Below are 24,317 nucleotides of genomic sequence, written 5' to 3' on the forward strand. Positions count from 1 at the left end.
AGCGGCTCCTTAAGCCTTAGCGCATATCGCGTTCGACGCCAGACAGACTCGCCTGGAAAGCCTCACGCGCAAACTGGCGCTCCATGTAATCAAGCAGCGGCTTGGCAGGCCGCGGCAGTTCAATACCCAGAATCGGCAAACGCCAGAGTATTGGCAATAGGCAGCAGTCCACCAGACTTTGTTCCTCGCTGAGGAAGAACGGCTTGTCGGCGAACAACGGCGAAACACCGGTCAGGCTTTCGCGCAGCTCTTTACGAGCCACGGCACGCGCCGCCTCTTTGGTCCGCGAATCCAGGATCAGATCCACCAGACCACACCAGTCACGCTGAATACGATGAATCAGCAGACGACTGTTGGCACGCGCTACAGGATAAACCGGCAGCAGCGGCGGGTGCGGATAACGCTCATCCAGATATTCCATCACCACGGTCGACTCCCACAACGCCAGGTCACGATCGACCAGGGTGGGCAAGCTGCCGTAAGGGTTCACTTCGATCAGTTTTGGCGGATGACGACCCGCCTCCACACTGATGATCTCGGCGCTGACACCCTTCTCTGCCAGTACGATGCGCACTCGGTGGGAATAGTGGTCAGCGGGGTCGGAGTAACAGGCCAACCGATTGGTCACGCCCATGGCGGTCCTCCTCGCTTGTTGAAATTATCGGAAGCGGAAAAACGCGCGCGCCCAGAGGGCGCCTCCCGTAACGCCTGGCGGACCAGGCTCGTTACACTTTCAGAGACGCCCTTGGGCGCGCGCGTTCAACAGCAATTGCTTAACGTTTTATCAATGTACGTCTTTCCAGTATTCACGCTTGAGCAAGTAAGCGAATACGAAGAAGAACGCCAGATACAGCAACACGTAGGTACCGATGCGCTGATGCTGCAGCTTCACCGGGTTGGCCGAGTAGGCCAGGAAGGTCACCAGGTTCTTGACCTTCTCATCGAACTGCTCTTCGTTCAGCGCGCCGGTTTTTTCCACGATGGTCAGCTGGTCGCACGCTTCATGAGTCAAAGGCGTACCGGTCAGAGGATCATACTGCTTCTTGCCATCCTCGACGATTGGAACCTGCTTGCAGCCTACCACCTGACGACCTTGCAGGCCGACCAGAACGTTAGGCATACCGACGTTCGGGAACACCTTGTTGTTCACACCCCAAGGACGCGACGGATCTTCGTAGAACGACTTCAGGTAACCGTAGAGCCAGTCGGTACCACGAACGCGAGCCACCAGGGTCAGGTCTGGCGGCGCAGCGCCGAACCAGGCCTTGGCGTCTGCCGGCTGCATGCCGATGCTCATGTGGTCGCCGATCTTGGCGCCCGTGAACACCAGGTTTTTCAGCATCAGATCGTGAGGAATCCCCAGATCGTCGGCAACACGCTCATAGCGCTGGAATTTGGCGCTGTGGCAACCCATGCAATAGTTGGCGAACGTACGCGCGCCGTCCTGCATGGCCGCTTTGTCGGAAACGTCGATGTCGACTTTTTCCAGCTCCGGGCCACCGTGTTCAGCCGCAAAGGAGAACACAGGCAACGCCGCGAGAATCAATACAGCAAATAGCTTTTTCATCAGCCAGTCACCCTTTCCGGAACCGGTTTGGTCTTCTCGAGCCTGGTGTAGAACGGCATCAGAATGAAGTAGGCGAAGTACAGGAAGGTACATACCTGCGACAGCAACGTACGGCCTGGCGTAGGTGCCAGAACACCCAGCACACCCAGAATCACAAACGAAATGCAGAACACCCAGAGCCAGATCTTGCTCAGCCAGCCTTTGTAGCGCATGGATTTGACCGGACTACGGTCAAGCCAAGGCAACACGAACAGCACGGCAATCGCAGCACCCATGGCAATAACGCCCAGGAGCTTGTCCGGAACCGCACGCAGGATCGCGTAGAACGGGGTGAAGTACCAAACCGGTGCAATGTGTTCCGGGGTCTTGAAGGCGTTCGCGACTTCAAAGTTCGGCTTCTCGAGGAAGTAACCACCCATCTCGGGGAAGAAGAACACGATCGAACAGAAGATGAACAGGAACACCACCACGCCGACGATATCTTTCACGGTGTAGTACGGGTGGAAAGCAATGCCATCCAGCGGTACGCCGTTTTCGTCTTTGTATTTCTTGATGTCCACGCCGTCCGGGTTGTTCGAACCGACTTCGTGCAGCGCCAGGACGTGCAACACCACCAGGCCCAGGATCACGATAGGCAAAGCCACGACGTGCAAGGCGAAGAAGCGGTTCAGGGTAATACCGGAAATCAGGTAGTCACCACGGATCCACTGGGTCAGGTCGTTACCGATGACCGGGATCGCACCGAACAGCGAGATGATCACCTGGGCACCCCAGTAGGACATCTGGCCCCACGGCAGCAGATAGCCCATGAAGGCTTCAGCCATCAGCGCCAGGTAGATCAGCATGCCGAACACCCACACCAGCTCACGTGGTTTCTGATACGAACCGTAGAGCAAGCCACGGAACATATGCATGTAAACCACGATGAAGAACGCCGAAGCGCCAGTGGAGTGCAGCAGACGCAGGATCGAGCCGTACTCGACGTCGCGCATGATGTATTCGACGGAGGCGAATGCCTCTTCCGCCGACGGGGTGTAGCTCATGGTCAGCCAGACACCGGTAACGATCTGGTTAACCAGAACCAGCAGTGCCAGGGAGCCAAAGAAGTAGAAGAAGTTGAAGTTCTTCGGGGCGTAATACTTGCTGAGATGGTCTTCCCACATTTTGGTTGCGGGGAAGCGCGCATCAACCCAATCCATGAACTTGCTCATCACGCTTTCTCCGTATCGACGCCAACGACAATGATGTCGTTCGACTCATAGGAATGCGGGGGAACTGGCAGGTTCAAAGGCGCAGGTTGCGACTTGTAGACGCGGCCAGCCAGATCGTAGTGGGAACCGTGGCAAGGGCAGAAATAGCCACCTACCCAGTCTTTGCCCAGATCCGCAGGCGCCACTTCTGGACGGAAGGTCGGCGAACAGCCCAGGTGCGTGCAGATACCGATCAGCAGCAGAATTTCTGGCTTGATCGATCGCACTTCCGGGTCGACATAAGTTGGTTGTGTCGAGTTCTTGGAGGAAGGGTCAGACAGCTGTCCCTCGATCTTCTTAAGATTCCCCAGGATTTCCTCGGTACGGCGGACAATGAACACCGGCTGACCGCGCCACTCAGCAATCATCTGCTGACCTGGTTCAATCTTGCTGACATTCACTTTCACCGGTGCACCTGCAGCTTTCGCCTTGGCACTGGGAAACCATGACCCCACGAACGGGACCGCAGCCCCCACCGCTCCTGCAGCACCCACCACGGATGTGGCTGCTACCAAGAAGCGACGCCGGCCTGCATTCACGCCGTCATTGCTCATTCAGTCCTCTCCCATCAGCTTTGTGGCCTGTTAAATCAGGCATCTACTAAGTAAAAATCTGAACTTATAAAAATTTTGCAGAATGGTAATGAAAAGCCCCTATTCTGACAAGGTAATTACCACCCGACACCAGCGCCAAGCCTTGTAGTATAGGGCCTCTGCGGATGTGGCAAGTTGTCACACCATAAAACGCCGCCCATAAAAAACGCCCAGCTCCGTGAGGAGACTGGGCGCTTTGAACGCGAAAGCGAATTAACGCTTCGAGTACTGCGGACGCTTACGCGCTTTACGCAGACCCACTTTCTTACGTTCAACTTCACGTGCATCGCGAGTAACGAAGCCGGCTTTGCGCAGAGCACCGCGCAGAGTTTCGTCGTACTGCATCAGAGCGCGAGTGATACCGTGGCGGATTGCGCCAGCTTGACCACTTACACCACCACCGATCACGGTGACGTAGATGTCGAATTTTTCGACAGTCTCAGTCAATTCCAGCGGCTGACGAACTACCATGCGGGCAGTTTCGCGGCCGAAGAAATTATCCAGCGAACGGTTGTTGATGGAGATGTTACCAGTGCCCGGACGCAGGAAAACGCGTGCGGTTGCGGTCTTGCGACGGCCAGTGCCGTAATTTTGAGTCGCCGACATAATGAACTATTCCGTTAAAACTTCAGTTCTTGGGGCTGCTGAGCAGTATGAGGGTGTGCAGCGCCCGCATAGACTTTCAGCTTACGATACATGTCGCGACCCAGCGGGTTCTTAGGCAGCATGCCTTTGACCGCGGTCTCGATCACGCGCTCAGGGGCTTTAGCGATCAGTTTTTCGAAGTTGATCGACTTGATGCCGCCCGGGAAACCGGAGTGGGAGTAGTAGATTTTGTCGGTGGTTTTAGCACCAGTCACACGAATCTGCTCGGCATTGATAACGACGATGTAGTCGCCGGTGTCAACGTGAGGAGTGTACTCAGGCTTGTGCTTGCCACGCAGACGGCTCGCGATCTCGGTGGCCAGACGACCCAGGGTCTGACCAGCAGCGTCGACGACGAACCAGTCGCGCTTTACTGTTTCCGGTTTAGCAGTAAAAGTTTTCATTCTTTATAGCCTCAGGGGCCGCCCTGTAAATTTAGACGGCGGATCTTACTGAATAGTGCGTACTTTGACAAGTCAAAGGCAGCCGGGTACAGACGCTATCGGGGGCTCGGGTCGGCGCGTCCGTTCAACGGCAAGATTCTTCGGCAGGCGGCGCATCACTTCCACTGCAGAAAGAGGTGCGCAATTATGCAGATTGCGAAAAAAAATTCAACCTGCTTTTATGATTGTTTTCCTCCAAGGACTACCCGATGGACTATCGACAGCTGGGCCGTACCGATCTGAACGTGAGTGCAATCTGCCTCGGGACCATGACCTGGGGCGAGCAAAACAGCGAGACAGAGGCCTTCGCACAGATTGAACGGGCCAAGAGCGCCGGGATCAATTTCATCGACACCGCCGAGATGTATCCGGTGCCACCCAAGGCAGAAACCTACGCCACCACCGAACGCTACATCGGCAACTACTTCAAGAGCCGTGGTGATCGCGCCGACTGGATTCTGGCAAGCAAGATCGCCGGCCCCGGCAACACCATCGACTACATCCGCGACGGTCAGCTCAAACACAATCGCCGGCACATCGTCGAAGCCCTGGATGCCAGCCTCAAGCGCTTGCAGACCGACTGGATCGACCTCTACCAACTGCACTGGCCCGAGCGCAGCACCAACTTCTTCGGCCAGCTCGGCTACAAGCACAACGCAGACGAAGCGTTCACCCCGCTGGAGGAAACCCTCGAAGCGCTCGACGAACAGGTCAAGGCTGGCAAGATCCGCCACATTGGCCTGTCCAACGAGACGCCATGGGGCACCATGAAATTCCTCGCGCTGGCCGAGGCCCGAGGCTGGCCGCGCGCGGTATCGATCCAGAACCCCTACAACCTGCTCAACCGCAGCTTCGAAGTGGGCCTGTCGGAAATCGCCATCCGCGAACAATGCGGCCTGCTCGCCTACTCGCCGCTGGCGTTCGGCTTTCTCTCGGGCAAGTACGAAGGCGGGGCACGCCCGGCCAAAGGTCGCCTGAGCCTCTACAGCCGCTTCAGCCGCTATTTCAACGCGCAGTCGGAAGCCGCGTGCAGCCGCTATGTGGCTCTGGCCCGTGAACATGGCCTGGACCCGGCACAAATGGCCCTGGCCTTTGTGACCCAGCAACCGTTTGTCACCAGCAACATCATTGGGGCGACAACACTGGAGCAACTGGACAGCAACATTGCCAGCTTCGACCTGAAGCTGTCGGATGAAGTGCTGGCGGGAATCGATGTGATCCACAAGGATCACCCGAACCCGGCACCCTGATTGACCTTTAGATCCATTCGCGAGCAAGCCCGCTCCCACAGGAGCCTATGCCGATCACAAACATGTGGTCATACATAGAACCCATGTGGGAGCGAACTTGCTCGCGATGGCGCCCGCCCGGTCAACTCACGGTCAAAGCGACCGCGCAATGATCTCTTTCATGATTTCATTGGTGCCCGCATAGATCCGCTGCACCCGCGCATCCGCCCAGGCCCGGGCAATCGGGTACTCCCACATGAAGCCGTAACCACCATGCAACTGCACACACTCGTCGAGCACCTTGCATTGCAGGTCGGTGCCCCAGTACTTGGCCATCGCCGCCGTCGGCACGTCGAGCTTGCCTTGCAGGTGCAGCTCCAGGCAGCGATCGACGAAGACCCGGCCAATCTGGATTTCCGTGGCCATTTCCGCCAGTTTGAAACGGGTGTTCTGGAAATCCGCAATTGCCTTGCCGAATGCCTTGCGCTCGCGGGTGTAATCCAGGGTCCATCGCAACGCCGCCTCGGCTGAAGCCAGACCGCCGATGGCGACCGTCAGGCGTTCTTGCGGCAATTCCTGCATCAAGTAAGCGAACCCCATCCCGGCCTGCCCCAGCAGGTTTTCCTTGGGCACACGCACGTCCTGGAAGAACAGCTCGGAAGTGTCCTGCGCTTTCATTCCGACTTTTTCCAGCCGCTTGCCCTTGGCGAAGCCCGGTGTGTCCGCCTCCACCAGGAACAGGCTCGTGCCCTTGGCGCCGGCCTTGGGGTCGGTCTTGGCGACGACAATCACCAGGTCCGCCAGAAAGCCGTTGGTGATGAAGGTTTTCGAACCATTGATCACGTACTCGTCGCCCTCCAGCACCGCAGTGGTTTTTACCCCTTGCAGGTCGGAACCCGCGCCCGGCTCGGTCATCGCAATGGCAGTGACCATCTCGCCGGAGACCAGTTTCGGCAAATACTTGTGCTTCAGCGCCTCACTGCCGTAATGCAGGATGTACGGCGCCACGATGTCCGAATGCAGGGAGAAACCAATGCCGGTCAACCCCAACCGTCCCACCTCTTCGATCACCACCGCGCTGTAGAGAAAGTCCGCGCCCAGGCCGCCGTATTCTTCCGGCAGGTGGGAGCAGAGCATCCCCGCCTCCCCCGCCTTGCTCCACAGCTTGCGATCAATGTAACCCTGCTTCTCCCACTGCCCATGGAATGGCACAGCCTCTTTCTCAAGGAAGGTCCGTACGCTGTCGCGAAAGAGCTCGTGGTCGGGGCTGAACAAGGTTCTGGGGATCATGCGGGCACCTGTCGTTATTGTTTGCCGGAAATGGATCAGTGAGCCTAGCCCCCTCCCTGCAAGAGGGCACTGGACACATCCGACAAAAAATAAGACGATCCAGCCGTCTGGTGACCACTTTCCCCTATAAGAATAAATTGAACTATGTCTAACCAAGCCTCCACGCCCTTGCGGCGCGTCAGCATCCTGGCTATCGACCGGGTTTTCGCTTCCACCCTCATGCAAGCCAAGGACTTCTTCCATCTGGCCAGCCTGCGTTACGGCAAACAGCTGGGCCAAGGCCTGACACCGGCGTTCAAAACCCGCCTGGTCAGCCCCGACGGCAAACCGGTGTGCAGCTTCAGTGATGTGATCATCCCCGTGGATGGCGCACTGGAGGATGCCGATATCATCATCCTTCCGGCCTTCTGGGACGATTTCGACACCCTCTGCCAACGTTATCCACAAGTGCTGCCCTGGCTTCGCGAACAACACGCCCGCGGCGCTGTGCTTTGCGGCGAAGCCACCGGGGTGTTCTGGCTCGCCGAAGCCGGCCTGCTCGATGGCAAGGAGGCGACCACCTACTGGCGGTTTTTCAATGCCTTCGAGGAACGCTTCCCCAAGGTCCAGCTCAACCAGGACAAACACCTGACCGACGCCGACAACCTGTACTGCGCGGGCGGCACCACCTCGGCATGCGATCTCTACATCTACTTGATCGAACGCTTCTGCGGTGCTCACGTGGCCCAAGCCGTGGCTCGTGACATTCTGTATGAGGTGCAACGCAGCTATGCCCCGGGCCGCATCGGTTTCGGCGGGCAGAAGCTGCACCAGGACGTAATCATCCTGCAGATCCAGCATTGGCTCGAAGAGCATTTCGCCGACAAATTCCGCTTCGAAGACGTCGCCCGCGAACACGGCATGAGCATCCGCAACTTCATGCGCCGCTTCCAGACCGCCACCGGCGACAAACCGCTGCATTACCTGCAACGACTGCGCATCGAAACGGCCAAAGGCCTGCTGTCCGGCAGCCGCAAGAGCATCAAGACCATCAGCTACGAGGTCGGCTACGACGACGCGAGTTTCTTCGCCCGCCTGTTCCGACAGCACACGGAGTTGTCGCCGAACCAGTATCGGCAGCAGTTTCAGCAAGCCGCCTGATACAACAGAGATCCAAGGTGGTGCGAGCCTGTGTGGCGAGGGAGCTTGCTCCCGCTGGGTCGCGAAGCGGCCCCAAAAAAGCTTTGCGACTGCTTCGCAGCCGAGCGGGAGCAAGCTCCCTCGCCACACAAGCCCGCTCCCACAGAGGATCTCCAGCGCATAAAAAAGGGCCTGCATCTGCAGGCCCTTTTTATTTTCCGAAATGCCCTACTTTCTTTAGGCGCTAAGGCTTATGCGCCCGCGACAGAAATTCGTGCGACTGCATTTCCAACAAACGACTCAGCGTCCGTTGGAACTCGAAGTTCAAACGACCGCCGGTGTAGAGGTCTTTCAGCTCGACTTCCGCCGAGATGATCAGCTTGACGTTACGGTCGTAGAACTCATCGACCATGTTGATAAACCGTCGGGCGATGTCATCGGTGGTGACGCTCATCTGCTCCACACCGCTGATCAGCACGGCATGGAAGATCTTGCCGAGCTCGATGTAGTCGTTCTGGCTACGCGGCCCGTCGCACAGCTCGCGGAAGTCGAACCAGGGCCACGTCGTCGCAGGTGCGCAAGGCGCGAATTTCACGATTCTCGATCATCAACACATCGTTTTCGACGGCTTGAGTGCATTCCGGCGTAAGTGCGCGGAAGCTTTTGCGCAGGCTCTCGTGGGACGCTTCGTCGAGCGGGAAATGGAACAGCTCGGCTTGCTCCAGGTGGCGCAGACGGTAATCGACGCCACTGTCGACGTTGACGATGTCGGTGTTCTGCTTGATCAGCGCGATGGCCGGCAAGAATCGCGCACGTTGCAGACCATCCTTGTACAGACCGTCCGGCACGATGTTCGACGTCGCGACCAGGGTCACGCCGTTCTTGAACAGCTCTTCCATCAAGGTGCCGAGGATCATCGCATCGGTGATGTCGGACACAAAGAACTCATCGAAACAGATCACCCGCGCTTCGTTGGCGAAACGCCTGGCGATGATGGTCAGCGGGTTCTTTTCGCCGCCGAGGGTCTTCATCTCTTCGTGCACGCGCTTCATGAAACGGTGGAAGTGGGTGCGGGACTTTTCCTGGAACGGCAGCGCTTCATAGAAGGTGTCGACCAGATACGTCTTGCCGCGACCTACGCCGCCCCAGAAGTACAGGCCCTTGACCGGCGCCTGGTCTTTCTTGCCAAACAGTTTGCCGAACAGGCCCGGCTTGCTTTGCGAGGCCGCGACCAGATCGTCGTACAGACGCTGCAAATGACGCACGGCAGTTTCCTGCGCCGCGTCATGGAAGAATTCCGGGCGTTTCAAATCAGCTTGATATCGTTCTAGGGGCGTCATAATTCGTTAGCAAGGCAACAAAAACGGGCCGCCACTGTAGCGACGGCCCCGGGGAATGGCAATCAGCCCTTGGTCGGGCCGAGCCGCTGATTATTCCTGAACAGGCGTCAGAGCAACCCGCAAGGCGTCGATGGCGACATCCCGCTCGGCACTGTCCGCAAAAGCCGGACTGTCGGCGACACACTCGCCCTCCAGCCAGACGCTGAAGCTCAGGTCTTCGCTGCGCACGTCCAGCGGCTGACCGGACTGCAGTTGCTTGGTCACCACGCCTGCGGTTTTGCCATCCGCGAAGTGACGCGACAGCACAAGCTGCTCGCCATCGGCCGCCAGCAGACGGAAGCGGAAGCTGCCGTCGTCTTCACGGAAGCTGACAAAACGCGCAGCTTTCGCGGCTTTCTTCTTGGTAGTGGCCGCCACTTGCGTCTGGTTGACGAACGAACGCAGGCCGACCGCCTCACGCAATTCGTTGAGGAACGGCGTCGCCACGGAACGGGCCTTTTTGGCGCCAATTTGCAGGATGTCTTCCAGGTCTGCCGGGCGCTCAATCAGCTTGTAATAGCGATCACGGGACTCGCCCAGCTCGTTGTCCAGCAACTGGAACAGGCGATTCTTCGCTTCGCCCCAACCCAGGCCCTGCAACAGCTCACTGCGGAACTCGTCAGCCTGCGCCGGGGTGGCGAAAGCCTGGAACAGGGTGAACAGGTGCGAGTTGTCAGGGTCCTTGGCTTCGCCCGGCGCGCGGGAGTCGGTGACAATCCGCGAAATCGCATCCTTCATTTCTTTGGCGCTGGAGAACAACGGAATGGTGTTGTCGTAGCTTTTCGACATCTTCCGGCCATCAAGGCCCGGCAGCGTGGCGACGCTTTCTTCGATCAGCGCCTCCGGCATGGTGAAGAATTCCTTGCCCTGGCCAAACAGGTGGTTGAAGCGCTGGCCGATGTCGCGAGCCATTTCCACGTGCTGGATCTGATCGCGACCGACCGGCACCTTGTGGGCGTTGAACATCAGGATGTCTGCGGCCATCAGCACCGGATAGCTGTACAACCCCATGGTGATGCCGGCATCCGGGTCTTCGCCGGTCTCGACGTTCTTGTCCACCGACGCCTTGTAGGCGTGCGCACGGTTGAGCAGGCCCTTGGCGGCGACGCAGGTCAGCAGCCAGGTCAGCTCCGGGATTTCCGGGATGTCGGACTGGCGATAAAACGTTACCCGATCCACATCCAGACCACCGGCCAGCCAGGTCGCGGCGATTTCCAGACGCGAGCGCTGGATGCGCAGCGGGTCATCGCATTTGATCAGGGCGTGGTAGTCGGCCAGGAAGTAGAACGAATCGGCATTGCTGTCGCGGCTGGCGAGGATCGCCGGGCGGATGGCGCCGGCGTAGTTGCCCAGGTGCGGCGTGCCGGTGGTGGTGATGCCGGTGAGGATGCGCGTACGAGTAGTCATGGGTAATCGCTTATCAGACTGCAATCAATTCGAAAGGCGCGGCAGGATCAGATCCTTGAGATCTGTCAGCTTGCCGTGAAAAAAGTGTCCGCATTCTGCCACTTTCAGCAGCTCATGGGGGCGATCCAGGGCGTCAGACCAGTCGTAAACCAGCTGCGGGTCGATGACTTCGTCGGTTTCTGGCTGAATCACAGTCAGCGGGCAGTGCTGTGGCAACTGATCCTGATCGCCCAGGCGCATCACTGCGGGAGCAACCATGAACAGCTGCGCCAGGCGTTCGCCGCTGGCCTCCAGACGCCCACCCAGGCTGGCCGCGACAAAACCACCAAAGGAGAAACCGAACAGGGTCATCGGCAGCTCAGGGTGCCTGGCGCGAAACCACTCGGCCGCCGCGCGTGCATCGTCGACTTCGCCAGTGCCCATGTCATGGGAACCCGCGCTGGCACCCACGCCACGGTAATTGAAACGCAATGTGATCAAACCGGCGTCGCGAGCGGTGCGCTGCAAAGTCGAAACGACTTTATTGAGCATGGTGCCGCCCTGCACCGGGTTGGGGTGGCAAATCAGCGCCAGGCCGCGTGGTTCGGGGGAATCCAGGTACAAGGCTTCCAGTTGACCCACCGGGCCATCAATCAATACAGGGGTTTCACGCATAAGCAAGGAAGGAACTCCGTGACCTCTCGAGGGGTCGACTCGTCTAGCTAAAAGTCTGTGCCTGGCATGATTGCGATCTCATCGCGGTATACAGCGCAGGTCCGAGCCGTTAACGTAAAGCAAAGCCGTTTATAGAGGAAGGACTCGTGGAACACTCGCTCTTAGTTTGGTTGTTGCCGACTCTTGCCCTGGTTGCCGGTGTCGCCATTGGATTCCTGGTTGCTCGACTGCTGCCCAACGCTGCGCCTAACCGCACGCAACGTCAGCTGGACGACATTCAGGAACGTTTTGACAGCTATCAGAATGAAGTGGTTACCCACTTCAACAGCACCGCAATGCTGGTGAAGAAACTCACTCAGAGCTATCAGGAAGTGCAAGACCACCTCGCCGAAGGTGCCAACCGCCTGGCCCTGGACGAACAGACTCGCCAACGCCTGCTGGCAGCCCTGCACGCCGATGCCGTGCAAACAACCCCGCGCGAACGCCTGACCCCGCCGCGCAATCAGGAGCCACCACGCGACTACGCACCGAAAGCGCCAAACGCTCCGGGCATGCTCGACGAACATTACGGCCTGAAGAAGTAATCAGGTTTCGCTCGACCTGAAAAGCCCTCGGACAGGTGATGTCCGAGGGCTTTTTTGTTTCTGAGGGGGTTGATCGCCTATGCGGGCCTCATCGCGAGCAAGCTCGCTCCCACACTGGACCGCGTAGGGCACAGATTTTGTGCCCACTGAAGATCAAATGTGGGAGCGAGCTTGCTCGCGATGAGGCCCTAACAGGAAACAAAAAAAGCCCACCCGATCTGCTGAGAATCGGGCGGGCTTTTTACACCTGGGGTTCAGTCAGGCTTGTTACTGGTACTGCTGACCTTGTGGCTGGCCATACTGCTGACCGGGAATCGCCTTGAGGTTGACCTCTACACGACGGTTTTGCGCACGGCCATTGACGTCACCGTTGCTGGCAACCGGGTTATCCGGGCCGGCACCACGTGCCGACAGGTTGGCACCGCTGACACCCTGGGAGGTCAGGTAAGTCGCCACGCTCTGGGCCCGACGCTGGGACAGGTCCATGTTGTGCTGACGGCTGCCGGTGCTGTCGGTGTAGCCGACGATTTCAATCTGGTTCTGATTGAACTCTTTCAGCGACCCGGCCAGGTTGTTCAACGGCTGGTAGAAGCTTGGAGCGATGTTCGCCGAATCGGTAGCGAATGTGATGTTGCCCGGCATGATCAACTTGATCTGATCACCCTGGCGCTGCACTTCTACCCCGGTGTTGGCCATGCTGGCGCGCAGTTTCTTTTCCTGCTGGTCAGCGTAGTAGCCATAACCGGCAGCAGAAGCACCGACGACTGCCGCGCCAATCAGCGCGCCCTTGCCACGATTGTCGTGGCTGATGGCTGCGCCGGCCAACGCACCGGCCAGCGCACCCAGGCCACCGTATTTAGCGGTTTTGCTCATGCCCTGAGAGCCGCCGTCGGCCTGCCCCTGGTTGTCATACGGGTTAGGTGAAGCGCAGCCGGACAGCAATGCCACGGCAGTAGCGACAATAATCAAACGACGCGAGGTCAACATGGAAAGCTCCTACTTTTGCATTCTGTGGTGCAACGGACGTTGGCAATAGACCTTTGCGGGCGTTGGATCACCATGAGCGGCAAAAATTCCATGAGCTTCACTCACACCTGGAAATCAGGCCCGCACAAAAGGGTTCTCGCGCATTTCATCGCCCAGACGGGTGTCGGGACCATGCCCGGTGACCACCGTTGCCTCCTCGTCCAGGGTATACAGGCGTTGCTTGATCGAACGCACGAGGGTGGCCTGATCGCCACCCCACAAGTCCGTCCGCCCTACCCCACGACGAAACAACGTATCACCAGCAATCAGCAGCTTAGCCTCTGAAAACCAAAAGCTCATGGAACCAGGCGTATGACCTGGCGTGTGCAACGCCACGCCACATCCGCAGGCCAGCGCCTCATCATCCACCAGCCAGTGATCCGGCGGCGGCACCGGGGTGTAGGGCACCCCGAACATCTGGCACTGCATCTCAAGGCTGTCCCAAAGGAACTGATCTTCTTTATGCAGATGCAAGGTGGCGCCGGTTTTTTCCTTTAACTGCCCGGAAGCGAGGAAGTGATCAAGGTGGGCGTGGGTATGAATTATGCTTACAACGTGCAAATCCAACGCGCGGAGCCGATCAAGGATCAACTCGTGATTACCTCCAGGATCGACGACAATCGCCTTCCTGGTAATCGAATCGCCGATAATTGTGCAATTACACTGCAACGGGCCTACCGGAAAAGACTCTCGGACTATTGCAGTTTTTGGCATGATCATAGGGACTCCTGTAAGATTCATGGCAGATTTTTGGCACAATGCCACTATCCATGCTGGTCGTGCGAACGTCCCCTCCCTTTGATGATCACAAATTAACGACTCCAGCCCCCTGGCAAACCTCGACTAGAAGGTAGCCGGAAACACTTAATCATTCACCCGCAGGAAGCATCAGAATACAAATGTTAAGTACTAAACGTGAGCCGCTCGATAAGCTTAACCTGACAATGGATTTTTCATGACCTACCAGAACAATGTGATTCTGCGATTTACGCTGATGGTCTTGATTGCCGGTTTCATTACGCATGTTGCAGGGATGATTTTCATCACTGATGGAAGCACTCGCACCGCCGTATCCAATATGGTCCTGTTCATACCTTCGTTGATTCTATGCATAGGAGACGCTCGACTTCGTAAAAGCATGATCGAGAAAAGATACTGGCTCATCGGTGCAATGCTGATTTTTACAGTGGCCATTGCCTTTACCAATAGTGGCTCTGAAAACTCCACGTATGATCAGTTCAAAATAGCCTTATATATTGTCTTGTACCTCGCGACCATTGCCCTCTTGGTCAGAGAAGGCAAGATGGAGGCGTGCCTGAACATTCTGTTTGTTATCGCCGGTGTTTGCGCCATTACCAGCGTCGTCCTGCAATCCATTCTGCAAGATCGGAATATTGTCTTTAGTGGTTATCGCCTGTTCAGCCTGGGATATGGGCGTTATGGTGACTTTCAAAACCCTATCATTGCAGCGCTATTTTATGGTTTCTTCGGTGTCTATGGCTTTTGCCAACTGTTGACCAAACGCTACTCGCTACCGATCACTATCTTGTTCAGCGCCTGCCTGGTCAGTCTGTCCCTGTACGTGTTCTGCACCGGGGCTCGTGGCGTCTGGCTGGGGTATGGCGTTGCTGCTTTAACGGCCGCCGCTCTCTTTCACACCCCCCGTACCAGAAAATGGCTGATGGGTGCAGTGTTAGTCGCTGCTGTTATTGGCATTTGGCTTTCCCCCGTAGTGCGGGAGCAACAAGTACGCGGCTTCAGCTTGAGAGACGTCATTTGGGAAGGTTGGTTCGCACGCCTGAACGAATTCTGGTTAGCGGGGGCAGGCGCAGGTCGCAGCTTCGACATCTGCATTGCATCAGGTGAATGCTTCAATCAGGCCCACAATCTCTTTCTGCAGTTCTTTTATGAATATGGCGTCATCGGTGTTCTGTTGATGCTAACCCTGCTGATGACTGCCTTCCGACAAGCAGCGGATCGAAGGATCTGGAGCGCCCCTCTGGGTTCGATTGGTTTGCCGTTGCTTGTTTTCGGCATGATGACAGCCTTGTTCAACTACCACACCGTCATGAATCGGCCCGGCGTCTACTGGATCGTGTTCTGGCTGCCTCTGGGCGTCATTCTGGCCCAGCACACACGATTGAATAGCGCTTGCGAGAAAACCATCCGTGACAACTAGTATGTTTAGCGCCGCAAAACGTTATTGGCATATCGAAATTATTGGCAGCCTCGACAAACCTTTCAGCTGGAAGCGGCTATTTCAAAAGTGCCGCAGATACAGCCGTTATCGTTATGTATTCTGGTTTCGCGTTGCCTATGTTTTAAATGAACAAGGCAATAAATTCTGGAGACGTCGCGGCAAGCTGCTCAACGAAAAATTGAGTCGCGAGTACAACGTAGAAATCATGCTCGGCGCGACCATTGGCGAAGGCCTGTGGATCGCTCACCCCAACGGGATCGTGATTACATCACACGCGCAGATCGGTAAAAACTTCAAGATCTGGCAGAACAGCACCATCGGGATCAAAGGACTGTGCAATGACGTCAAGCTGCTCATCGGCGACGGGGTCAGGGTTCATGCACATGCCTGCATTATCTCCGACGACTTGCAACTCGGGGATGGTGCGATCATCGGCGCGGGTACTTTTCTCGATAAAAGCGTCGCCGCCGGTCACGTAGCGTTCAACCGGCGCACCACCGACGTTCGCGAGTACGACACAACCTCGATGGGCCGCCTCCAGCAATAAACAACAGCAAGTGTGAGGCGCTTAACCCAACAACCCCAACGCCTTCGCCCGCGCCACAGCCTGCGTTCTACGCTCGACACCGAGCTTGCTGTTGATGTGGCTGGCGTGGGTTTTGACGGTGTGCAACGAGATAAACAGTTGATCGCTGATTTGCTGGTTCGAACAACCTTGAGCGATCAACTGAAGCACCGCCTGCTCCCGGACACTGAGATTTTCGGTGTGATGCTGCGAGTCCACTGCTTCACGCATGGCAATCACCGGCAATCGCTCGAGCAGGCTCTCGCGCAAGGGTGTTGGCGGGCAGTGCGCCAACTGCTCGCGCAACCATTGCGGATGATCACGCAATAACCATTCGAAAGGTTGCAAGACGCCCCCCGCCGCCGCATCAACAGCCTGCAACAAGGTTTGCCGCGCCTCGGTCTCTCGACCGCCGATCAACAACGCGAGTTTCTGATTCAAGGCCATCGCACTGAGCATTTGTCGGCCCGTGCGCTGCCCATGCTCGATCAGTGCATTCAAACGTCCCTCTGCACGCATCGGCTGCCCTTGAATCGTCTCAAGCAGCGCTTGCTGCAACTCAATGTGCAACGGGAGCTGCGGATGGAATTCTGGCGGGGCTGCCGCCAGTTCGCCGTTGTAAGTCTGTCCCAGCCTCGCCAGCCAGGCTTCGGCCAGGTCGGTGCGTCCCTGGGCCAGCCAGAGTTCACATTTGACCAGAGTGATCATCGCCAGGTAGTAGATCGGTGGCACATCCCAGATGTGCATCAGTCGCTCGGCCTCTGCCAGTTCGGCGAACGCGGCGGCAAAATGACCGCGACGCCCTTCCAGATTGGCGATGACGCAGTAACCAATCAGCACGCTGATGTCCCGACACGCCCGTGCTTCGACCAGTCCAGCCTGCAACCGGATCAATCCGGCCTCGGGTTGCGAGCGCATGGTCAGCAAAAAACCTTCATAGAGCATCAGGCGCGCACGGACTGCGTACAGCCGCTGCGCCGACAATCCTTGCAACCGTTGCAGACCCTGATGCACTTCATCGAGTGCACGCAGTATTTCCCCGCGTGCTTGCAGCACTCGAGCCCGGTCGTAGTGAGCCAGCGCCTCGAACAACGGATTGCCAACCCGTTGCGCCAACTCCAGAGACTCGCGATTAAGGCCTCGCGCACGCCAGAGGTCAGCGTCGGCAATGGCCAGGTTGGACAGGGTCGATAGACACATCAGGCGCTGGCCGTATCGCTTGGCCGGCAGGCTCTCCAGCGCTTGCGTGCAATACAGCACGGTGAGTTCACGATTCCCGCGCCCCCGGGCAATAATCCCGCTCAGCGCCAACCATTGCGCCAGCATGGACTTTTGCGCCGTTGCCGAAGGCGCCGGCAGGAATCGGCTCAAATGACTGGCCAACTCCTCAGCCGCGTCCAACTGACAGGCCAGCCCAAGCGCCCAGCTATACAACACGATCAGCCGCGGCGTGCTGATCAGCAGGCTGTCGGGCAAGTCCATTTTCCAGCGCAGCAACATGGCGACGTTCTGCTCGGCCAGCAGTTGCTCCTCGGACAGGTTCTGCACCAGGTTCGCCGCGACATCCAGGTGCCCGGCGCGCAAGGCCTGCTCCACCGCCTCGTCGATCAAGCCTTGCGCGTTGAACCAGCGGCAGGCGCGCAAATGCAGGCTGGCGGTAGGGACCATGGCGTTGACCGAAGGCCTGCTGCGCAGCAGATCGGAAAACAGATGATGGTAGCGATACCAAAGACCTTGTTCGTCCAGTGGTACCAGAAACACCTGATGCGCCAGCAGATACCGAAGGATCTGCGCACTGTCGTGGGCTTCACGCACGGCGTCGCAGAGGTCGCTGCAAAAGCGCTCCTGGGACGCCGTGTCGTACAAAAATGATTGCACCTCGGCAGGCAGGCAATCGATGACCTCTTCCAGCAAGTAGTCGCGAATCAAGCCTTCGCTGCCCTTCAACGCCTGCGGCAGTGCTTCATCGCCACCGGCCTCGGAGGCCGCCAGCAGCCAGAAGCGCAAACCGGCCACCCACCCTTCGCTGCGCTGGATCAGTTGCTCCAGCGCTTCACCACGCAGCGAGCTGCTGTGACGGTCAAGCAAGGCCAGGGATTCATCATGGGTCAGGCGCAGGTCTTGCTCGTGCAGCTCGACCAGTTGTCGCGACAGCCTCAAACGCGCCAGATGCCAGTCCGGGCGCTGTCGACTGGTCACCAGCACCAGCACACCTTCAGGCAGGTGATTGAGAAAAAACTGCAGACAACGATCAAGGACCGGGCCCTGCGCCAGGTGATAGTCATCAAGGACCAGCAGCAACGGTGCGCGGCTCGATACGTGAGCGGCCAAATCGTCGAGCAGGCCGTCGAGCCATTCCTCGAAGGCAAAAGGCTGGTGCCGTTGGCGCATTTTCAGCAGGCCGAGGGCCTGGGCGCCCAACCGGGGGAAGTAGTGTTGCAGACCGTCCAGCAGCCGTTCGAGGAAGCGACCGGGATCATTGTCTCGCGGGCTAAGCCCCAACCAGAGGCTTTGCCAATGAGCGGGCAGGCTCTGGCAGAACTCCACGGCCAACGAGCTTTTACCGAAACCTGCCGGCGCACTGACCAGCAGCAGCCTTCCGTTCAACCCCGCTGTCAGGCGTTCGCATAAGCGAGGTCGCCACACGTGGCCATCAGGCAACGGAGGTCGGAAAAAACGCCCGTCCAATGCCGTGATGGCAACACTGGCGGAACCCGAATGGGGGGACAAATCATTCATGGCCGGCTCTTGTTAAAATTCTGTTGGCGGCATTGCAGATGTCCGCAGACTAGCGGTAAACGGGATGGCTTTGAAGGTTGTTGCTACAAATGGCTACAAAAAGAGTACGTCTCACGGTCGACCGGCCAGTAATCCTTAGTAAAAAAAACGCCCCGATCCAGTCGGGGCGTTTTTACGAGGATGCGGCCTCGGGTTACAGCGGGTTAGCGAACCCCTTCCTGACGCAGTGCAGCCGGCGTGAAGTCGCTGGTGGTGGCGGTAAAGCCGAAGTCATACGCCTGCTTCTCTTCGTTCTTCATGCCCAGAGCCAGGTAACGACCAGACTGCAGGTCGTAGAGGGTTTCAAGGGCGTACCACGGCACTTGCTTGTCGTAGTAATCCTCGGCGTGAGCCTCAGCGACGCGCCATAGTTGGCCGCGACCGTCGTAGTGATCGATCACCGCCGCTTGCCAGGTGTCTTCGTCGATGAAGAAGTCACGCTTGGCATAGATATGACGCTGACCTTCCTTCAGGGTTGCAACCACATGCCAGACACGACGCAGCTCGTAACGCGCCAGATCCTGGTTGATGTGACCGGCCTTGATGATGTCGGCGTACTTCAGTTTCGGATCGTCGAGCTTGTAGCTGTCGGAGGCGATGTACATCTCTTTCTTGCCTTCAAGCTTCCAGTCGTAGCGATCCGGGGCACCGTTGAACATGTCGAGGTTGTCGGATGTACGCAAGCCGTCAGCCGCAGTACCCGGACCGTCGTAGGACACCTGTGGAGCCCGACGCACACGACGCTGACCGGCGTTGTAGACCCACGCCGAACGCGGCTCCTTGACCTGGTCAAGCGTCTCGTGAACCAGCAGAACGCCACCGGCCAGGCGTGCCGGCGCGGTCACTTTTTGCTTGAAGTAGAACAGTATGTTGCCCGGGTTTTTCGGGTCGTAGTCCTTCATCTTGTCGCGGAACACGAACTGATCCTGGAAGTACACCAGGCTGTACGAGCCGTTCGCTTGCGGCGTTGCCTGGGTCACCAGTCGGGTCACGCTACCGCCACGATAACGGGTGATGTGGTTCCAGATCACCTCTACGCCGGTTTTCGGAATCGGAAACGGAACGGCGGTCTCGAAGTTTTCCAGCCCGTTGCCACCTGAAACCAGGTTGGTACTGGTGGCGTTGCGCTTGATCGCGGCAAATACTTCATCCGGCACGGTGGCACCGCGATGGGACGGGTACACCGGCATTTTGAAAGTGTCCGGGTAACGCTTGAACATCGCGTATTGGCCCGGCGCCAGTTTGTCTTTGTACTTGTCGACGTTTTGCGCAGTGATGGTGAACAGGGGTTGCTCACTGGCAAACGGGTTGGACAGGAAGCCTTTGCTGTCCACGGTCCCGGCGTTTTTCGGCAGGGGTTTCCAGGCTGGAATCGATCCGTCGGCATTGCCGGCCATTTCCGCGCCCATCGGGGTCAGGCTCTTGCCCAGCTTGTCCGCTTCCGCCGCCGGAACGGCCGCCATGACATTGGCCGCCAACAACGAAAGCCCCACTACTGCGACGTGCAACAGACTCTTGGTCATTTTCATATTCTTGTTCGTCCTGAAGTAGCAGTACTTAGAAGTTCACGCCGAAGCTGAGCGCAACGAAGTCGCGGTCATCCACGGTGGTGTACTTGCCATCGAAGAAGTTGGTGTAGGCCAGGCTCGCGGTGTAGGTGTTCTGGTACTCGGCATCGACACCCAGGCTGACGGCCTTGCGGCCTTCTTCGAAGTTGCCGCCAGGGCCAGGTGAGTAACCGCTGACGTCATGGGACCAGGCCACGTTCGGCTTAAGGTTCACACCGGCATACACGTCGTTGTATTCCCAGATCGCACGACCGCGATAACCCCAGGAAGTCGAGGTGGTGAACCCGTCGTCATTACAGTTACGGGTGGCGTTGTTTTTGGCGGTGCCTGGACCGGCGCCCGCAATGGTCCGGGCGTTCAGGTACTCGCAACTGCCATTTGGCAATTCACCTGGTCCGTAAACCGGGTCACGTCCATAACGTACGTTGGAGGTGCTTTCCAGGCCGCCGACGTAGGTCAGACCGACTTCACCCACCAAGGTCAGACGGCTGGCGCCCATGACCTGATCGAAGAAGTGCGTGAACGTGGTTTGCAACTGCGTGATTTCTTTACGACGATAACCGTGCAGGTCCTGGCCAGGCTGACCGTTGAGCAGCGAAGCATTGGCGAGCGGACCACCCAATGGACGCACACCGTTGAACAGGATGTCGGTGGAGTTCAGTTGCACTGGCGCGTTCGGGCGGTAGCTGATCTCGCCCTGCCACGCTGTGCCGGTAGGCAAGGTAGTGGAAAAGCTCAAACCGTAGAGGCGAATGTCTTCCGGGTACTCGACAAAGTACTTGGAGTTACCGGCCACCAGTAACGGCCCCAATGCCGCGAATGGACCTGGCAGGCCCTTGGCGATGTTGTAGATCGACTGTGGTGCAGCCGTGGCGCTGAAAATCGGCGCACGGCTGTGGTAGTTCATGAAGTAGGCACCGAACTCGGTGTCCAGCGGTTCATAGTTGTACTTGAACGACAGACCCCACTGGCCGCTGTCCCGTGCATCGCGGTCGCCGCCACGGGCAACCAGCACACCCTCTTCGTTGACGTCAACGCCAAAGTTGGCCAATGGCCCCAGGGCGATGGCCGGAATTTGCGAACGCTTGTTCAGTACCCGCAGGTTGTCGGTGCAACCGTCGGCGATGATGTCTGGCTGGGAGAAGAAGGTGCCGCAGTTGTCGACAACGGTCTGGTCCCATTCCAACTGATAGAACGCTTCGGCCGACAGGTTTTCGGTCAGGCTTTGGGAAACGTAGAACATGTTGACCGGGATCAGGCCTTCCTTGACCTCGGCACCCGGACGACGGAACGCAGACACGTCGATCGGGTTGATCGAGTTGATGCCGCCACCGATGAACGTACTTTCACCCCAGCTCACCACCTGCTTGCCCAGACGGACCGAGCCAGGCTCATCGCCTATCGAGTAGTTGTGGTAAACGAACGCATCGAGAATTTGACCGCCTGAGGACTTCGCGCCTTCTTTGCGGTTGTGGTCGCTGATGTCTTTGAACTCACGACTTTCGTCTTTCAATTCGAAGTCGTACCAGTATTTGCCTCGTACGAATACGCCGGTATCGCCATATTTCAGTTCAAGATCATGGATGCCCTTGAAGATCTTCGAGAAGGTTTCCCCGCTCTTGAAGTTCGCATGGCCATCGTCGGAGGTCTGGGACAGGCCGTGCCCGCCATTGTTGACACCGATCAGATTCTTGTTGGGTGACTGAGTGGACCAGCTGGCACCGACCGACAGGGACGAGTCGAACTGACCTTCGATTTCACCGATATTGAAACTGACGCCGAATGCGGGTCCGGCGAGCGTAGAGGCGAGACTGACCGCCAGGGGCAGTTTCGCCCGGCGCCAGAACTGGTTGGTAGATGTCATCGACGCTACTCCATGTGCTTTATTGTTATGGCAGTGAGCACTTCTAAAAACGTTCTGAGTGACCGGAAACCAGAAGCTCCCGACATCATTCAAGTTGCATCGCCCCGTTGTGTGCGTTTGCCTCGTTCTTAAAAATCCTTGAGCGACTATAGCCAGCAGGGGGTACCGCTTGATCCCTCTAAAGTGTGATTTGCAGCCCCCGGGCACTCTGGAACAGTCGTTTCGCCAGACCGGCAAATGCCGGCACGGCAAGAATGGCTGAAATTTTCGATTTCACAAGCCAAGCGCTTGCTTGGTGGGCTTGCCGTGCCCTTTCGGGCACGGCAAGGGACGCTTAAAGCGTCGAAAGGAAGGTGCTGTTGTTGGCTTGCCACTGCGTGATGTCGAGGCGGATGCGCTTCTTGTCGAGCTTGCCGACGCTGGTCTTGGGAATTTCAGTAACAAGGGCTATCTGACTCGGGATTGCCCACTTGCTCAAATGCCCCAACTCCACGAAAGGCTTGAGGTGTTCCTTGAGTTCCCTGGCCCCGATCACATGGCCTTCTCGAACCACCAGCAGGGCAAACGGCCGCTCCCCCCATTGCGGATCGGGAATGCCGACCACTGCTACTTCACGTACCGCCGAGTGACGGCTGATCAGGTCTTCGAGTGCCAGCGAGGAGACCCATTCGCCGCCGGTCTTGATCACGTCCTTGATGCGGTCACGGATATCGATCACGCCCATGCTGTCCAGGGTCGCGACATCGCCCGTGTGCAACCAGCCACCGGCCCAGAGTTCGGCACCCTTTTGCGGCTCGTTGAAATAGCCCTCGGTCAACCAAGGGGCGCGCAGCACGAGCTCACCCTGGGACTCGCCATCGGCGGGCAGGAAGTTGCCGTCGTCGTCGACAATGGCAGCCTCCACCAGCGGCCCCGGCACCCCGGCCTTGATGCGGTAGGTGGTGCGCTCGTCATCGGTGCCGGCCAGCAACTCTTCATTCAGGTGCGCGCAAGACACCAGCGGGCCGGTTTCCGACATGCCATACGCCGCAGTCAACTGGATGCCCTTGGCCTTGGACGCTTCGTACAGCCCACGGTTGAGGGCGCTACCGCCAATGACGATTTTCCAGCCGCCGAAATCGGTGCCTTGTGCAGCCTTGGAGTTGAGCAGCATCTGCAGGATTGTCGGCACACAGTGAGAGAAGGTGACCTTCTCCCTGCGCCACAGCTCCACCAGGTATTCCGGGTCGTAACGGCCGGGATAGACCTGCTTGAGGCCCAGCATGGTCGCCACATACGGAAGGCCCCACGCATGCACATGGAACATCGGGGTGATGGGCATGTACACGTCGCGGGTGCCGAGCAGGCGTACGCTGTCGATGCTGCCCATGATCACCGCCACGCCCATGGTGTGCAGCACCAGTTGCCGGTGGGTGAAATACACGCCTTTGGGGTTACCGGTGGTGCCGGTGGTGTAGAAGGTGGTCGCGACCGAGTTTTCGTCGAAATCCTGGAAGTCGTATTGGGTGCTGGCAGCGGCGAGCAATTGCTCGTACTCGCCCACCAGGTTCGGCAGGTCAGCCGTTTTGTCAGCCCCGTCGGTGATCAGAAGGGTTTTCTCGACCGTGGTCAGTTGCCCGGCAATCGCCTGGTAGAGCCCCACAAACTCGCTGTTGACCAGCACGAAGCGGTCCTCGGCGTGGTTCATGGTGTAGAGAATCTGTTCGGGAGACAGGCGTACGTTGATGGTGTGAATCACCGCACCAATCATCGGGATCGCAAACATGCATTCCAGGTAACGGTGGCTGTCCCAGTCCATGACCGCCACGGTATCCCCGGCCTTGACCCCTGCCGCCGTCAATACGTTGGCCAGCCGCGCGACCCGCTCGATCAGGGTCGGGTAGGTATAGCGCAACTGATCGCGGTAGACGATTTCACGGGTTTTTTCGTAGCGGCTGCCTGACATCAGCAGACGCTTGATCAGCAGCGGGTATTGGTAGGCCCCTTCAGCCGGGGGGATAACGCGAGTCTGCAACATAAGAATCCCTTTTCTGACTGCACGGTCTTGGCATTGAGTTAAGCACTCTAGAGCCCTTGAACGCCGGCCAAATCAGCCAAAGGAATGATTTGCAGAGCCGTACAAATGCTAGCTTTGCGCCAGCATTTGCCCGGATTCT

At 58.0% G+C, this 24,317-nt stretch carries 20 protein-coding genes and 1 pseudogene; 5 read left to right on the forward strand and 16 right to left on the reverse strand.

Annotated features, from left to right (window positions below; translation table 11 throughout):
- Positions 1 to 16: 16 nt before the first annotated feature.
- The 6 genes from AABM54_RS21310 to rplM form a co-directional block, all read right to left on the reverse strand.
- Positions 17 to 634, reverse strand: a complete 618-nt coding sequence (locus tag AABM54_RS21310) for a glutathione S-transferase N-terminal domain-containing protein (protein WP_347901953.1) — start codon at positions 632 to 634, stop codon at positions 17 to 19.
- A gap of 150 nt (positions 635 to 784) precedes the next feature.
- On the reverse strand, positions 785 to 1,567 hold the full coding sequence (locus AABM54_RS21315; protein WP_347901954.1) for a cytochrome c1: 783 nt from the start codon (positions 1,565 to 1,567) through the stop codon (positions 785 to 787).
- Positions 1,567 to 2,778: a cytochrome bc complex cytochrome b subunit gene (locus AABM54_RS21320; RefSeq protein ID WP_347901955.1), complete on the reverse strand. Its 1,212-nt coding sequence runs from the start codon at positions 2,776 to 2,778 to the stop codon at positions 1,567 to 1,569. The genes AABM54_RS21315 and AABM54_RS21320 overlap by 1 nt, the downstream gene beginning before the upstream one ends.
- Positions 2,778 to 3,371 carry a ubiquinol-cytochrome c reductase iron-sulfur subunit gene (gene petA, locus AABM54_RS21325; RefSeq protein ID WP_347901956.1) on the reverse strand — a complete coding sequence of 198 codons (594 nt, stop codon included), beginning with the start codon at positions 3,369 to 3,371 and terminating at the stop codon, positions 2,778 to 2,780. The genes AABM54_RS21320 and petA overlap by 1 nt, the downstream gene beginning before the upstream one ends.
- 252 nt (positions 3,372 to 3,623) lie before the next feature.
- Complete coding sequence (gene rpsI, locus AABM54_RS21330; protein WP_002555064.1) at positions 3,624 to 4,016, reverse strand: 30S ribosomal protein S9; 393 nt, start codon at positions 4,014 to 4,016, stop codon at positions 3,624 to 3,626.
- A 14-nt stretch (positions 4,017 to 4,030) separates the two neighbouring features.
- Entirely contained in the window at positions 4,031 to 4,459 is a 429-nt protein-coding gene (gene rplM, locus AABM54_RS21335) for a 50S ribosomal protein L13 (protein WP_019693576.1), read from the reverse strand.
- 248 nt (positions 4,460 to 4,707) lie between these two features.
- On the opposite strand from rplM, the gene AABM54_RS21340 reads away from it, so the two are divergent.
- Positions 4,708 to 5,748 carry an NADP(H)-dependent aldo-keto reductase gene (locus AABM54_RS21340; RefSeq protein WP_347901959.1) on the forward strand — a complete coding sequence of 347 codons (1,041 nt, stop codon included), beginning with the start codon at positions 4,708 to 4,710 and terminating at the stop codon, positions 5,746 to 5,748.
- 132 nt (positions 5,749 to 5,880) lie between these two features.
- Here the strand turns inward: AABM54_RS21340 and AABM54_RS21345 are convergent, their stop codons facing one another.
- The gene (locus tag AABM54_RS21345) at positions 5,881 to 7,035 is read right to left on the reverse strand and encodes an acyl-CoA dehydrogenase family protein (protein ID WP_347906274.1); all 1,155 of its coding nucleotides are present in this window, start codon (positions 7,033 to 7,035) and stop codon (positions 5,881 to 5,883) included.
- A gap of 225 nt (positions 7,036 to 7,260) precedes the next feature.
- On the opposite strand from AABM54_RS21345, the gene AABM54_RS21350 reads away from it, so the two are divergent.
- Positions 7,261 to 8,157 (forward strand): GlxA family transcriptional regulator, encoded by an 897-nt coding sequence (locus tag AABM54_RS21350; protein ID WP_347906275.1) that lies wholly within the window; start codon positions 7,261 to 7,263, stop codon positions 8,155 to 8,157.
- A 223-nt stretch (positions 8,158 to 8,380) separates the two neighbouring features.
- Here AABM54_RS21350 and zapE read toward each other — a convergent pair.
- The 3 genes and pseudogenes from zapE to AABM54_RS21365 all read right to left on the reverse strand — a co-directional run bounded on the left by zapE (position 8,381) and on the right by AABM54_RS21365 (position 11,576).
- Positions 8,381 to 9,476 (reverse strand): annotated as a pseudogene (gene zapE / locus AABM54_RS21355) (cell division protein ZapE).
- A gap of 90 nt (positions 9,477 to 9,566) precedes the next feature.
- Positions 9,567 to 10,922, reverse strand: a complete 1,356-nt coding sequence (locus AABM54_RS21360; RefSeq protein WP_347901960.1) for a tryptophan--tRNA ligase — start codon at positions 10,920 to 10,922, stop codon at positions 9,567 to 9,569.
- Between the two features lie 24 nt (positions 10,923 to 10,946).
- Positions 10,947 to 11,576 (reverse strand): alpha/beta hydrolase, encoded by a 630-nt coding sequence (locus tag AABM54_RS21365; RefSeq protein WP_347901961.1) that lies wholly within the window; start codon positions 11,574 to 11,576, stop codon positions 10,947 to 10,949.
- Positions 11,577 to 11,722: 146 nt separating this feature from the next.
- On the opposite strand from AABM54_RS21365, the gene AABM54_RS21370 reads away from it, so the two are divergent.
- Entirely contained in the window at positions 11,723 to 12,160 is a 438-nt protein-coding gene (locus AABM54_RS21370) for a DUF1043 family protein (RefSeq protein ID WP_347901962.1), read from the forward strand.
- A 267-nt stretch (positions 12,161 to 12,427) separates the two neighbouring features.
- On the opposite strand, the gene AABM54_RS21375 is transcribed toward AABM54_RS21370, so the two are convergent.
- Both AABM54_RS21375 and AABM54_RS21380 read right to left on the reverse strand, forming a co-directional pair.
- The gene (locus tag AABM54_RS21375) at positions 12,428 to 13,147 is read right to left on the reverse strand and encodes an OmpA family protein (RefSeq protein WP_347901963.1); all 720 of its coding nucleotides are present in this window, start codon (positions 13,145 to 13,147) and stop codon (positions 12,428 to 12,430) included.
- Between the two features lie 114 nt (positions 13,148 to 13,261).
- The gene (locus AABM54_RS21380; RefSeq protein ID WP_347906276.1) at positions 13,262 to 13,900 is read right to left on the reverse strand and encodes an MBL fold metallo-hydrolase; all 639 of its coding nucleotides are present in this window, start codon (positions 13,898 to 13,900) and stop codon (positions 13,262 to 13,264) included.
- A 241-nt stretch (positions 13,901 to 14,141) separates the two neighbouring features.
- Here AABM54_RS21380 and AABM54_RS21385 point away from each other — a divergent pair, with 241 nt between their 5' ends.
- Positions 14,142 to 15,365 carry an O-antigen ligase family protein gene (locus AABM54_RS21385; protein ID WP_347901964.1) on the forward strand — a complete coding sequence of 408 codons (1,224 nt, stop codon included), beginning with the start codon at positions 14,142 to 14,144 and terminating at the stop codon, positions 15,363 to 15,365.
- A 1-nt stretch (position 15,366) separates the two neighbouring features.
- Complete coding sequence (locus AABM54_RS21390; protein ID WP_347901965.1) at positions 15,367 to 15,933, forward strand: serine acetyltransferase; 567 nt, start codon at positions 15,367 to 15,369, stop codon at positions 15,931 to 15,933.
- A 21-nt stretch (positions 15,934 to 15,954) separates the two neighbouring features.
- Here AABM54_RS21390 and AABM54_RS21395 read toward each other — a convergent pair whose 3' ends face one another.
- The 4 genes from AABM54_RS21395 to AABM54_RS21410 form a co-directional block, all read right to left on the reverse strand.
- Positions 15,955 to 18,690, reverse strand: coding sequence for a LuxR C-terminal-related transcriptional regulator (locus AABM54_RS21395; protein WP_347901966.1), 2,736 nt, complete (start codon positions 18,688 to 18,690; stop codon positions 15,955 to 15,957).
- A gap of 203 nt (positions 18,691 to 18,893) precedes the next feature.
- Complete coding sequence (locus AABM54_RS21400) at positions 18,894 to 20,258, reverse strand: DUF1329 domain-containing protein (RefSeq protein WP_347901967.1); 1,365 nt, start codon at positions 20,256 to 20,258, stop codon at positions 18,894 to 18,896.
- Positions 20,259 to 20,286: 28 nt separating this feature from the next.
- The gene (locus tag AABM54_RS21405; protein WP_347901968.1) at positions 20,287 to 22,161 is read right to left on the reverse strand and encodes a DUF1302 domain-containing protein; all 1,875 of its coding nucleotides are present in this window, start codon (positions 22,159 to 22,161) and stop codon (positions 20,287 to 20,289) included.
- A 334-nt stretch (positions 22,162 to 22,495) separates the two neighbouring features.
- Complete coding sequence (locus AABM54_RS21410) at positions 22,496 to 24,178, reverse strand: fatty acid--CoA ligase (RefSeq protein WP_347901969.1); 1,683 nt, start codon at positions 24,176 to 24,178, stop codon at positions 22,496 to 22,498.
- Between the last annotated feature and the right edge of the window lie 139 nt (positions 24,179 to 24,317).

The sequence above is a fragment of the Pseudomonas purpurea genome, from assembly GCF_039908635.1.
GTDB classification, from domain to species: domain Bacteria; phylum Pseudomonadota; class Gammaproteobacteria; order Pseudomonadales; family Pseudomonadaceae; genus Aquipseudomonas; species Aquipseudomonas purpurea.